The following is an 11,986-nucleotide window of genomic DNA, read 5'->3' on the forward strand; positions in this document are numbered from 1 at the left end:
CCGCATGTCCGAAGGTGAAGCGGAGCCGGCAGTCCTACAACGGACGCAGCGCCGGTTCCTTCTGTACTGCTCCCAGCAGCCGGTCGAGCGCCAGCTCCACGTCTTCCTTCCAGGAAAGCGTCGTCCGCAGCTCCAGCCGCAGCCGCGGGTAGGTCGGATGCGGCCGGACGGTCTTGAAGCCCACAGCCAGCAGGTGGTCAGCGGGCAGCACACAGGCCGACTCCTTCCACCGGGCGTCCCCGAAGGCTTCGATGGCCTTGAAGCCCCGCCGCAGCAGATCCTTGGCAACCGTCTGGACCATGACGCGTCCGAGTCCCTGCCCCTGGAAGTCCGGCAGGATGAAGGCCGTCATCAGCTGGATGGCGTCGGGCGAGACCGGGCTCGTGGGAAATGCCGTCGAACGCGGTACATAGGCGGGCGGTGCGTACAGCACGAAACCCACTGGTACGTCGTCCACATAGACGACCCGGCCGCAGGATCCCCACTCCAGCAGAACGGCGGAGATCCACGCCTCTTTCTCCAGATCGGGGGTGCCCGCCTTTACCGCGGCCTGGCCGCTGACTGGGTCCAGTTCCCAGAAGACACAGGCGCGGCAGCGCTCGGGAAGGTCCTGAAGGTTGTCCAGCGTGAGCGGTACGAGCCGGCGCCCCATGAAGGCAGTTCCTCGCTTCCTTCGCCCGCGGCATCGCGGGCGGCTGTCAGAGCGCTCCGTTCCCTGAGCAGGCTGCCGACGAACCCACCGACTGCCCCTATACCCAGGCCCACACTCACCAGTCCGGTGCGGCTCACCGTCCGCATGGCTTCCGCCTCCCCAGAGAAGGTACTGCCAGGTGAATGCGCCTTACCCGAACGCATCGTATCCACGAAGCGATTCCATCGATACCGCCAGAAAGCAAAGAGCGAGCCGTGTTCCGGTACACACCGGACACAGCCCGCTCTGCTGGTCAGCCGGTCGGAAGCGGCCACCCGGTCAGGGCTCAGGACTCGGTCTCCTCGGATTCGTCGTCCTTGTCACCCAGCAGACTGTTCTGCAGAACCGGCCCCTCGCCAGGTGCGAGCGAACCCAGGATCCGCTCCAGATCCTCCATGGAGGCGAACTCGACGGTGATCTTGCCCTTCTTCTGACCGAGGTCGACCTTCACCCGGGTCTCGAAGCGATCCGAGAGACGAGTCGCAAGATCGCTCAGCGCCGGGGAGACCCGGGCACCCGCCCGCGGCCCCTTGGATCGCGGGGCCGACTGCGGCCGCGAACCCATGAGCGTGACGATCTCCTCCACGGCCCGCACCGAAAGCCCTTCGGCCACGATGCGGCGAGCGAGGTGGTCCTGCTCCTCGGAGTCCGCGACAGAGAGCAGTGCCCGCGCGTGGCCGGCGGAGAGAACGCCGGCGGCAACCCGACGCTGAACCGAGGGGGAGAGCTTCAGCAGACGCAGGGTGTTGGAGACCTGCGGGCGTGACCGGCCGATCCGGTCCGCCAGCTGGTCGTGCGTGCAGTTGAAGTCCTGGAGGAGCTGGTCGTAGGCGGCAGCCTCTTCCAACGGGTTCAGTTGCGCCCGGTGCAGGTTCTCCAGAAGAGCGTCCAGGAGAAGCTTCTCGTCGTCCGTGGCGCGCACGATCGCCGGGATGGCTTCGAGTCCTGCTTCGCGGCAAGCCCTCCAGCGCCGCTCACCCATGATCAACTCATAGCGCGCCGGACCCACCTGGCGCACGACAACCGGCTGGAGAAGTCCGACCTCCTTGATGGAGGTAACGAGTTCCGCGAGAGCGTCGTCGTCGAACACCTCTCGGGGCTGACGCGGGTTCGGCGTGATGGAGTCCAGGGGCAGCTCGGCGAAGTGTGCTCCCACAGGCGCCGTCGGTGCCTCCCCGAAGACGCTCACCGACGGCTCCTCTGTTTCACGTGAAACATGAGCCGAAGGAAGTGAGGCCACCTTGCTCGCCGCCACCCCGCGCTCCGCGGTGAGCAACGGTACGGCTCCCGGCGTCATGGACGCTCCGCCCGTCGCCGACGGCACTGTCTTCTCCCCTGTCGGGGCGGCAGGAATCAGTGCGCCGAGACCACGGCCCAACCCCCTCCGTCGCTCACTCACTGGATCCCCTCCACCATGCTCTGTTCATTGTGTGTGCCCATGTGGGCTTGCTGCGCATCGTAGGCCACGCCGACTCCGCGCAACGCAATCTCCCGTGCCGCTTCCAGGTACGAGAGCGCACCACTGGACCCCGGGTCGTAGGTCAGCACCGTCTGCCCGTAGCTGGGGGCTTCGGAGATACGGACCGAGCGCGGAATGCTCGTCCGTAGTACCTCCTCACCGAAGTGGCTGCGTACTTCCTCGGCGACCTGAGAGGCGAGTCGCGTCCTGCCGTCGTACATGGTGAGCAGGATCGTGGACACGTGCAGGTTGGGGTTGAGGTGCCCCCGTACGAGGTCGACGTTGCGCAGTAGCTGCCCCAGGCCCTCCAGGGCGTAGTACTCGCACTGGATCGGGATGAGGACCTCGGCGCCCGCGACGAGCGCGTTGACCGTCAGCAGTCCCAGGGAGGGCGGGCAGTCGATGAGGATGTAGTCCAGCGGCTGCTCGTACGCCTGGATGGCCCGTTCCAGCCGGCTCTCACGTGCCACCAGGGACACCAGCTCGATCTCCGCACCGGCGAGATCGATGGTGGCGGGTGCGCAGAAGAGGCCCTCGACATCGGGAACCGGCTGAACGACCTCGGAGAGTGGCCTGCTGTCGATCAGCACGTCGTAGATGGAGGGAACCTCGGCATGATGGTCGATGCCCAGCGCGGTGGAGGCATTGCCCTGGGGGTCGAGGTCGATCACCAGGACCCGACCGCCGTGCAGCGCGAGTGAGGCAGCAAGGTTGACCGTGGTCGTGGTCTTACCGACCCCGCCCTTCTGGTTGGCGACCACCATCACGCGGGTCTGCTCGGGCCGTGGCAGGCCTTCGCCGGCTCGACCCAGAGCTTCCACGGCAAGTTGGGCAGCACGACCAATGGGAGTGTCGTCCATCGGGGGCGGTGTTTCACGTGAAACATCGTTCCCCATCGATTCGGTTCGGGGACCGGGGACCGGATCGGTCATCGGTCCCGCGATGTTGGCGTCGGACCGCAAGGATTCACTCTCCTCGACTTCAGGCTCGCAATGAACAGAGCCTCCCATGTCTTCGGGGTCATGAACCAGCGAGGCCCGTGCTTCTGTGGAGAAACCCACCTCTGTGGACAACTCCGTGCCCTCTCCGGAGGACACTCTGACGTCCGGAGAGGGACTTTTACTGATGGATCTCATGGATCCCAGAGGGGTGCGGTCGCGGGGTCCGGACGCGGCACGACCGCGACCGATGATGCCGTGCAGCAGTGAGCGACGTTTCACGTGAAACACGATGCACAGCACGCGGGACCGTCACCGCGCGACACTCCGGCCACCCGACTCCGGCACCTGGTGTGGAGTACGTCTCGTCGTCAGGACGGATCAGTCAACGGATCAGTCAGCAGACCCGACCCTGCGACCAGCGCTCTCGCGTTCGAGTCGCATCTGTCCACACAGTAGTCAGCGGCGCCTTCTGGTCCGTCCCGTGCGCGCCGCCTTCGCCCGCTTGGCTGCGAACCGCACGCCGCCGGGGCTCTCCCCGACCTCCACGCGAACCACGGTGGCCAGTGGCTCCACGACGCCCTCACCGACGTGCAGCACCGACGTGTCCACGGCTCCGAGCTTGCTCAGGGCGGCTCCGGCGTTCTTGACCTCTTCCTCCGCGGTGTCGCCCTTGAGGAGGAGCATCTCTCCGTACGGACGCAGCAGTGGGACGCCCCACGCTGCGAGACGGTCCAGCGGAGCCACGGCCCGAGCGGTCACCACATGGACCGGCGGCAGCGTGCCGAGCACTTCCTCGGCGCGTCCGCGGACGACGGTGACATGGTCGAGCCCGAGCAGCTCGACGACCTCCGAAAGGAAGTTGGTGCGTCGCAGCAATGGTTCGAGCAGTGTGATCCTGAGATCCGGACGGACGAGGGCCAGAGGGATGCCGGGCAGTCCGGCGCCGGAGCCGACATCGCACACCGTCACTCCCTCGGGAACCACTTCCGAGAGCACGGCGCAGTTGAGCAGATGCCGTTCCCACAGACGGGGCACCTCCCGAGGACCGATCAGACCACGCTGGACTCCCGCGTCGGCCAGCAACTCCGCATAACGAACCGCGTCCGCGAAGCGGTCACCAAACACCGCCCGGGCCTGCTCGGGCGCAGGGGGGAGCTCCGCTGCCTCCGTCACGGGGAACCGTCCTTCCGTACCGCTTGAGCGCACTGCGCGCTGACTACAAGGACCATCAGGGACTGTCGAACCTCAGGGACTGTCGAACCTCAGGCTGACAAAGTACGGCCCCGCCTGCGAACACAGACGGGGCCGGTGGTCAGACGTGCTGGATCAGGCGGGGAGCACGACGACGAAGCGCTGCGGCTCCTCGCCCTCGGACTCGCTGCGCAGGCCGGCTGCCTTGACGGCATCGTGCACCACCTTGCGCTCGAAGGGGGTCATCGCCTTCATCTTGACCGGCTCACCGGAGCTCCTGACCTCGGCCGCCGCCTTCGCGCCCAGTTCGGAGAGCTCCTCGCGCTTCTTGGCGCGGTAGCCCGCGATGTCCAGCATCAGACGGCTGCGGTCCCCGGTCTCCCGGTGCACGGCCAGGCGGGTGAGCTCCTGGAGCGCCTCCAGCACCTCACCGTCACGGCCGACCAGCTTCTGCAGATCGCGGCTGTGGGAATCACTGATGATCGAGACAGCCGCGCGATCGGCCTCGACGTCCATGTCGATGTCGCCGTCGAGGTCGGCGATGTCCAGCAGACCCTCGAGGTAGTCGGCCGCGATCTCGCCCTCCTGCTCCAGGCGGGTCAGGGTGTCGCCACCCTCAGGGGCAGCGGAGGTGGTGCCTTCCGTCACGGGATGGACTCCTTCTTACTTCTTGGACGGGGACTTGGGCCGCTGCGGACCCTTGCGCTGTCCGGACTGGGCCTTGCTGCGGGTACCGCCGGACGCGGACTTGCCGCCCGCCGGCCTGGGACCGGGCTTGGCGTCCCGCGGTTCGTCGGCCTTGCTGAGGGAGGTCTTCGGCGCGGGCTCGCCCGCGGCCTTGGCACCGCCCTGGACCGTGCCCGACTGCCGCTGGGACTTGCTCTGCCGCTTGGGCTGCTGGCGCCTGGGAGCACCGCCCGCCACCGGAGTGCCGTCCTCGGTCTCGACCACGGTCGAGACCTCGCTCTTCACCACGGAACCGTCGGCCTGCGCCGCCAGACCCGCCTTGGACAGGCCGTTGATGAACTTGCGCTCGAACTCGTTGCGGTCGCGGCCCTTCGCGACGATGGCCTTGACGACGGCCTTCTCCCCACGACCGCGCGTCCTGCCGTGCTGCGTGACGCGCTTGTGCAGGCGCTCCAGGTAGGAGGCCTGGGCCTTGGAACCCGGAGTCGGGTTGTTGTGGATGACGTACATCTGCTGGCCCATGGTCCACACGTTGGTGGTCAGCCAGTAGACGAGGACACCGACGGGGAAGTTGATGCCGAAGACGGCGAACATGATCGGGAAGACGTACATCAGCATCTTCTGCTGCTGCATGAAGGGCGTCTTCACGGTGGTGTCGACGTTCTTCGTCATCAGCTGACGCTGGGTGTAGAACTGCGAGAACGACATCAGGACGATCATGATCGCCGTGACGACGCGCACATCGGTGATCGAGGAGCCCAGCGCCTGGACCTTGTCGCTGCTGTCCGTGAACTTCGAGGCCAGCGGAGCCCCGAAGATGTGCGCCTTCTGCGCGCTCTCCAGCAGCCGGTTGTTGATCACGCCGATGGTGTCGTTCGACGCGATGCTGTTGAGCACGTGGTACAGCGCGAAGAAGAACGGGGACTGCGCCAGGATGGGAAGGCACGAGGAGAGCGGGTTGGTGCCCGTCTCCTTGTACAGCTTCATCATCTCTTCGGACTGGCGCTGCTTGTCGTTCTTGTAGCGCTCCTGGATCTTCTTCATCTCGGGCTGCAGCGTCTGCATCGCCCGGGTCGCCTTGATCTGCTTCACGAAGAGCGGGATCAGGCAGATACGGATCAGGATCACCAGGGACACGATGGACAAGCCCCAGGCCCAGCCCGTGTCCGGGCCGAAGACGGCGCCGTACACCGAGTGGAACTGGACGATGACCCAGGAAACGGGTGTCGTGATGAAGCTGAAAATACTGGCAATCGTGTCCACTAATCAGGCTCCTTGAGCATGGGACGGGGTCTCGGCGGCCGGGCTCGAGGAATGGTTGGACATACCGTGCCCCTCGGTGGCCGGTTCGGCGGCGGAGTTCCCGCCCTTGCGTGCACGCCAGGTGGTGCGCAGCATCTCGTGCCATCGCGGACGCCTGCGCGGCGGGACGTGGTCCACGCCACCCGGCGACCACGGATTGCACCGCAGGATGCGCCAGGCGGTGAGTGCCGTTCCCTTGATCGCGCCGTGCCGGTCGATGGCCTGGTACCCGTAGCGGGAGCACGACGGGTAGTACTTGCACACCGGCCCGAGCAACGGGCTGATGGTCCACTGGTACAGCTTGATGAGAGCCAGCAGCGGGTACTTCATCGCGCGCCCCCTCCCAGTAGCCGCTCCAGAGCGGCGTCCAGGTCTCGGGCCAGCTGGGCATGGTCGGCGTCACCCGCACCGGGCAGCGCTCGTACTACTACCAGGCTACCGGGGCTCAGCAGAGCCATTCGCTCACGCATGAGGTGGCGGAGCCGCCGTTTCACCTTGTTGCGCACGACGGCTCCGCCCACGGCTTTGCTGACAACGAAACCCGCACGTGCCGGGGGAGCGTTCTCCCCCGGCACGTGCGGGTCCGGTGCACCACTGCGCAGGTGGACGACAAGAAGCGGGCGTCCGGCCCGGCGTCCTCGGCGTACCGCGGTCGCGAAGTCCTCGCGCCGCCTCAGCCGATGCTCGGTAGGCAGCACGTCATGACCTGTTTAAGTGATCAGGCGGAGAGGCTGGCGCGACCCTTGCCACGACGGTTCGCGAGAATCGCGCGGCCGGCACGGGTGCGCATCCGCAGGCGGAAGCCGTGGGTCTTGGCACGACGACGGTTGTTCGGCTGGAAGGTGCGCTTGCTCACTCGGGGGCTCCAGAAAGAATCGGTAGTTGCGGGGTGCCGTCTTGGCTGTCACCGTGCGCCCACGAGTAGCTCGCTTACGCCCGAGTGCACCGCTTCCCGATCACTCATTCGCGATCTGTGCCCATCGGAGGCAGGCGGCAGCAGCCATCGACAACTCGACCTGGTTACGGTACGCGCGGCTACGCCATCCGGTCAAACCAGCGCTGTCCAGGAGACACTGTCCACAGGCTGGGGACAACAACTTGAACCGCACGGGTCGCCCTGACTACCGTGGCCGGACTCCGGTTCGTTCCCTTCCCACCGCTCCATCTCATTCGTTCCGGCCGTTCCGGCCGCTTCGTCCACCCCGCCCGTCCAGTTCCCACCCCCATCCGTCCCAGGAATCACACGTTCGTGGGACCCGCGAGAGAGCGTGCCCTGTGGCTGACGTACCTGCCGATCTTGCCGCAGTGTGGCCACGCGTCCTGGAACAGCTTCTCGGCGACGACCGAGGGCAGGGTGTCGAGACGAAGGACGAGCACTGGATCAAGCGGTGCCAGCCGCTGGCACTCGTGGCGGACACCGCGCTGCTCGCCGTCCCGAACGAGTTCGCGAAGGGCGTGCTCGAAGGGCGTCTGGCGCCGATCGTCAGCGACACGCTCAGCCGCGAGTGCGGCCGCCCGATCCGTATCGCGATCACCGTCGACGACTCCGTCGGGGAGTCCCCCGCACCGGCGCCGCCCGTCCAGCAGGCCCCGTCGCGCTACGAGGAGCCCGAGCGCCCGCCCTCGCAGGGCCACGACGGCTACCGCGGGTACGGCCGGCATCGCGCGGACGACCGTACGGACAACCACGCCCAGGGCCGTTCCGACCAGCAGCAGCCCTCCCACGAGGACCAGCTCCCGACGGCCCGCCCCGCGTACCCCGACTACCAGCGTCCCGAACCGGGCGCCTGGCCGCGGTCCTCGCAGGACGACTACGGATGGCAGCAGCAGCGGCTCGGCTTCCCCGACCGGGACCCCTACGCGTCCCCGCCGCGGGACTACCGGCAGCAGCCGGACCGCTCGCCCTACGACCAGCGCTCCGGCTACGAGCAGCAGCGTTCCGACTACGAGCAGCAGCGGCCCGAGTACGACCAGTCGCGCTCCGACTACGACCAGCCGCGGCCCGACTACGACCAGCGTCCGGACCGCCGTGAGCGGTCCGAGCCGCCGTCCCCCTCCGCCATGGGTCATGTCCACCGCGGCGGTCCCGTCGGCTCCTCCCTGCCCGCCTCCAGCGGCGCCCCGGGTCCGCTGGCCGCGCAGCCGGCGCCCGCGACGGGTCCGGGCGAGCCCACCGCGCGCCTCAATCCGAAGTACCTCTTCGACACGTTCGTCATCGGTGCCTCGAACCGTTTCGCGCACGCGGCCGCGGTCGCCGTCGCCGAAGCACCCGCCAAGGCGTACAACCCGCTGTTCATCTACGGCGAGTCCGGCCTCGGCAAGACGCACCTGCTGCACGCGATCGGGCACTACGCGCGCAGCCTCTACCCGGGCACACGGGTGCGGTACGTGAGCTCCGAGGAGTTCACCAACGAGTTCATCAACTCCATCCGCGACGGCAAGGGCGACAGCTTCCGCAAGCGGTACCGCGAGATGGACATCCTGCTCGTCGACGACATCCAGTTCCTGGCGGACAAGGAGTCGACGCAGGAGGAGTTCTTCCACACCTTCAACACCCTCCACAACGCGAACAAGCAGATCGTGCTCTCCAGCGACCGCCCGCCCAAACAGCTGGTGACGCTGGAGGACCGGCTGCGCAACCGCTTCGAGTGGGGCCTGATCACGGACGTCCAGCCGCCCGAGCTGGAGACCCGTATCGCCATCCTCCGCAAGAAGGCGGTGCAGGAGCAGCTCAACGCCCCGCCGGAGGTGCTGGAGTTCATCGCGTCCCGCATCTCGCGCAACATCCGCGAGCTGGAGGGCGCGCTGATCCGGGTGACGGCGTTCGCGTCGCTCAACCGGCAGCCGGTCGACCTCGGTCTGACGGAGATCGTCCTCAAGGACCTGATCCCCGGCGGCGAGGACTCGTCCCCCGAGATCACCGCGTCGGCCATCATGGCCGCCACCGCCGACTACTTCGGCCTCACGGTGGACGACCTGTGCGGCTCCTCGCGCAGCCGGGTGCTGGTGACGGCCCGCCAGATCGCCATGTACCTCTGCCGTGAGCTCACGGACCTCTCCCTGCCGAAGATCGGTGCCCAGTTCGGCGGCCGCGACCACACGACGGTCATGCACGCCGACCGCAAGATCCGCGCGCTGATGGCCGAGCGCCGCTCGATCTACAACCAGGTCACCGAGCTCACCAACCGCATCAAGAACGGCTGACGTCCGGGCGGTACGCCGCCGGAGGCGCCCCGGGACCCGCTCCCGAGGGCGCCTTTCGCTGTCCCGGCCCGTCCTCGCCCGTCCTCGCCCGTCCCGGCCTGCCCTCGCCCTTCCCGGCGCGTTCCGGCGCCTCCTCACCTGCCCCGAACTGCCCCGTCAGGTGTCCTCGGCCGCTGCCGCCGCCCGCCCCCGGCCCCTTCCAGGCCGTCCATGACCCCTTCCGGGCCGCTCCCGGAGCCGTTCCGGCGTTACCCGACAGTCGCCGGACGTTCGAATACGCGCCAGGTCACGGCCTTCCTCCACAGATTCGGGTACTTTCTCGCGTCCACACCCTGGGGACCGTGGAGTTGTCCAGTTCGTATCCACAGGGAGCGGTGCTGAAAGAGCATCAGCCCAGTTCAGACCCCTGTGGATTCGTGGACAAACGATCTCCACAGCCTGTGGACAAAGAGAGGGCCCACAGACCGGGAGAAAGGTTGTCCACCGGCGTCCCACAGGCTAGGGGCAGTTATCCCCAGTGATCACCAGCTTCTCCACACCCCTGTCCACTGTTCGGCAACAAGACGCGCGCCGTCACCGTGTCGAGTGAAAGGCGTCACACCAAGCGGCTGGGTTGGCCTGTGGGGAACGTGGGTAAACCTGGGGACGGCGCTGGGGAGAAGTACCCCTTGCCTGTGTATCGGGTGTGCAGAACTTTTCCCCGTCCACAGAAGACGCCAGTTGTCCACCGCCTCCGCCCACAGGCCCGGTGGACAAAAAACCGACTCTGAACTGCGCATACGCGGTTATCCACGGTATCCACAGGCCCTACTACTACTGACAACTAGAGAGAGCCTGGGAATCGTTTCGAAGTCGGGGCTGTGCACAACTTGCTCCCGGAGCCCCGAGTGCCGCTCGGCACGACTTGACCCCGAGGGGCACCGACTGTCAGTGCGGTGCGTCAGACTGGTCCCCGGCGTCCTGCCCCTCGGTGGGCTGAGCGACACCGACCCAGACGACGAAGACCGAGCAGGGCGAGAGCGCCGGCAACAGACGGAGGCGGCAACGGTGAAGATCCGGGTGGAACGCGACGTACTCGCGGAGGCAGTGGCCTGGGCGGCACGCAGCCTCCCGGCCCGTCCACCGGCGCCTGTGCTCGCCGGCCTCCTCCTCAAGGCCGAGGAGGGCGCGCTGAGCCTCTCCAGCTTCGACTACGAGGTCTCGGCCCGCGTCTCGGTGGACGCGGAGATCGACGAAGAGGGCACGGTGCTCGTCTCGGGCCGCCTGCTCGCGGACATCTGCCGTGCACTTCCCAACCGGCCGGTGGAGATTTCCACAGACGGTGTACGGGCGACCGTGGTCTGCGGTTCCTCACGCTTCACCCTCCACACACTGCCTGTGGAGGAATACCCGGCGCTGCCGCAGATGCCGGTCGCGACCGGCACGGTCCCCGGTGAGGTCTTCGCCTCCGCCGCGGCCCAGGTGGCCATCGCCGCGGGCCGCGACGACACGCTGCCCGTCCTCACCGGTGTGCGCATCGAGATCGAGGGCGACACGGTCACGCTGGCGTCCACCGACCGCTACCGCTTCGCCGTCCGCGAGTTCCTGTGGAAGCCGGAGAACCCCGAGGCGTCCGCCGTCGCCCTGGTGCCCGCCAAGACGCTCCTGGACACCGCCAAGGCGCTCACGAGCGGCGACAGCGTGACCCTGGCGCTGTCCGGTTCCGGCGCGGGGGAGGGCCTGATCGGCTTCGAGGGGGCCGGACGGCGTACGACCACGCGTCTGCTGGAGGGCGACCTCCCGAAGTACCGCTCCCTGTTCCCGACGGAGTTCAACTCGATCGCCGTCATCGAGACCGCCCCCTTCGTGGAGGCCGTCAAGCGTGTGGCCCTGGTCGCCGAGCGGAACACCCCGGTGCGGCTGAGCTTCGAGCAGGGCGTGCTGATCCTGGAGGCCGGCTCCAGCGACGATGCACAGGCTGTGGAAAGGGTCGACGCCCAGCTGGAGGGCGACGACGTCTCGATCGCCTTCAACCCGACGTTCCTGCTCGACGGCCTGAGCGCCATCGACTCCCCGGTCGCGCAGCTCTCCTTCACGACGTCCACCAAGCCGGCGCTCCTCAGCGGCCGGCCCGCCCTGGACGCCGAGGCGGACGAGGCGTACAAGTACCTGATCATGCCGGTACGGCTCAGCGGCTGACGAAGAGCCGCAGGTGGGGGCATACGTCTGAGCGGCTGTGCCCACAGATGTGCAGGAGAGTCCGGGTTTAGGCTCGGACGCAAGTACGAAAGTGCTCTCCTGCCACATCGCTAGTGAAGGAACAACCTGATGGAGCTCGGTCTCGTCGGCCTCGGCAAGATGGGCGGCAACATGCGCGAGCGCATCCGCCGCGCAGGCCACACCGTCATCGGATACGACCGCAACGCGGATCTCGCCGATGTCCACAGCCTCAAGGAGCTTGTGGACGGACTCGCGGGCCCGCGGGTGGTGTGGGTGATGGTCCCGGCGGGTGCTGCCACCCAGGGCGTCATC

General features: G+C 67.5%; 12 protein-coding genes. 3 read left to right on the top strand and 9 right to left on the bottom strand.

Annotated elements, in window-relative coordinates; translation table 11 throughout:
- Positions 1-34: 34 nt before the first annotated feature.
- The 9 genes from KM933_RS06270 to rpmH form a co-directional block, all read right to left on the bottom strand.
- Complete coding sequence (locus tag KM933_RS06270) at positions 35-652, bottom strand: GNAT family N-acetyltransferase (RefSeq protein ID WP_221348948.1); 618 nt, start codon at positions 650-652, stop codon at positions 35-37.
- 325 nt (positions 653-977) lie between these two features.
- Complete coding sequence (locus tag KM933_RS06275; protein ID WP_221348950.1) at positions 978-2,090, bottom strand: ParB/RepB/Spo0J family partition protein; 1,113 nt, start codon at positions 2,088-2,090, stop codon at positions 978-980.
- Positions 2,087-3,160, bottom strand: a complete 1,074-nt coding sequence (locus tag KM933_RS06280) for a ParA family protein (RefSeq protein ID WP_221349016.1) — start codon at positions 3,158-3,160, stop codon at positions 2,087-2,089. The genes KM933_RS06275 and KM933_RS06280 overlap by 4 nt, the downstream gene beginning before the upstream one ends.
- Positions 3,161-3,547: 387 nt before the next feature.
- Positions 3,548-4,264 carry a 16S rRNA (guanine(527)-N(7))-methyltransferase RsmG gene (gene rsmG / locus KM933_RS06285; RefSeq protein ID WP_221348952.1) on the bottom strand — a complete coding sequence of 239 codons (717 nt, stop codon included), beginning with the start codon at positions 4,262-4,264 and terminating at the stop codon, positions 3,548-3,550.
- A gap of 153 nt (positions 4,265-4,417) precedes the next feature.
- On the bottom strand, positions 4,418-4,930 hold the full coding sequence (locus KM933_RS06290) for a Jag family protein (protein ID WP_221348954.1): 513 nt from the start codon (positions 4,928-4,930) through the stop codon (positions 4,418-4,420).
- Positions 4,931-4,945: 15 nt separating this feature from the next.
- The gene (gene yidC, locus KM933_RS06295) at positions 4,946-6,232 is read right to left on the bottom strand and encodes a membrane protein insertase YidC (RefSeq protein WP_221348956.1); all 1,287 of its coding nucleotides are present in this window, start codon (positions 6,230-6,232) and stop codon (positions 4,946-4,948) included.
- A 3-nt stretch (positions 6,233-6,235) separates the two neighbouring features.
- The gene (gene yidD, locus KM933_RS06300; RefSeq protein WP_221348958.1) at positions 6,236-6,601 is read right to left on the bottom strand and encodes a membrane protein insertion efficiency factor YidD; all 366 of its coding nucleotides are present in this window, start codon (positions 6,599-6,601) and stop codon (positions 6,236-6,238) included.
- Positions 6,598-6,969, bottom strand: a complete 372-nt coding sequence (gene rnpA, locus KM933_RS06305; protein WP_221348960.1) for a ribonuclease P protein component — start codon at positions 6,967-6,969, stop codon at positions 6,598-6,600. Before rnpA ends, yidD begins: the two co-directional genes overlap by 4 nt.
- A 20-nt stretch (positions 6,970-6,989) precedes the next feature.
- Positions 6,990-7,127, bottom strand: a complete 138-nt coding sequence (rpmH, locus tag KM933_RS06310) for a 50S ribosomal protein L34 (RefSeq protein WP_006381191.1) — start codon at positions 7,125-7,127, stop codon at positions 6,990-6,992.
- 419 nt (positions 7,128-7,546) lie between these two features.
- Between rpmH and dnaA the strand changes: the two genes are divergently transcribed.
- The 3 genes from dnaA to KM933_RS06325 form a co-directional block, all read left to right on the top strand.
- Positions 7,547-9,475 carry a chromosomal replication initiator protein DnaA gene (dnaA, locus tag KM933_RS06315; RefSeq protein ID WP_221348962.1) on the top strand — a complete coding sequence of 643 codons (1,929 nt, stop codon included), beginning with the start codon at positions 7,547-7,549 and terminating at the stop codon, positions 9,473-9,475.
- A 1,047-nt stretch (positions 9,476-10,522) separates the two neighbouring features.
- The gene (dnaN, locus tag KM933_RS06320) at positions 10,523-11,653 is read left to right on the top strand and encodes a DNA polymerase III subunit beta (RefSeq protein ID WP_221348964.1); all 1,131 of its coding nucleotides are present in this window, start codon (positions 10,523-10,525) and stop codon (positions 11,651-11,653) included.
- Between the two features lie 129 nt (positions 11,654-11,782).
- Positions 11,783-11,986: NAD(P)-binding domain-containing protein (locus KM933_RS06325; RefSeq protein ID WP_260333108.1), on the top strand; the 204-nt coding region annotated here is incomplete at its 3' end.

The sequence above is a fragment of the Streptomyces beigongshangae genome (assembly GCF_019710745.1).
GTDB lineage: Bacteria > Actinomycetota > Actinomycetes > Streptomycetales > Streptomycetaceae > Streptomyces > Streptomyces beigongshangae.

Coding starts and splice junctions, on each gene's coding strand:
- KM933_RS06270 (WP_221348948.1), bottom strand. CDS start 652: ATGGGGCGCCGGCTCGTACCGCTCACGCTGGACAACCTTCAGGACCTT.
- KM933_RS06280 (WP_221349016.1), bottom strand. CDS start 3,160: ATGGGAGGCTCTGTTCATTGCGAGCCTGAAGTCGAGGAGAGTGAATCC.
- yidD (WP_221348958.1), bottom strand. CDS start 6,601: ATGAAGTACCCGCTGCTGGCTCTCATCAAGCTGTACCAGTGGACCATC.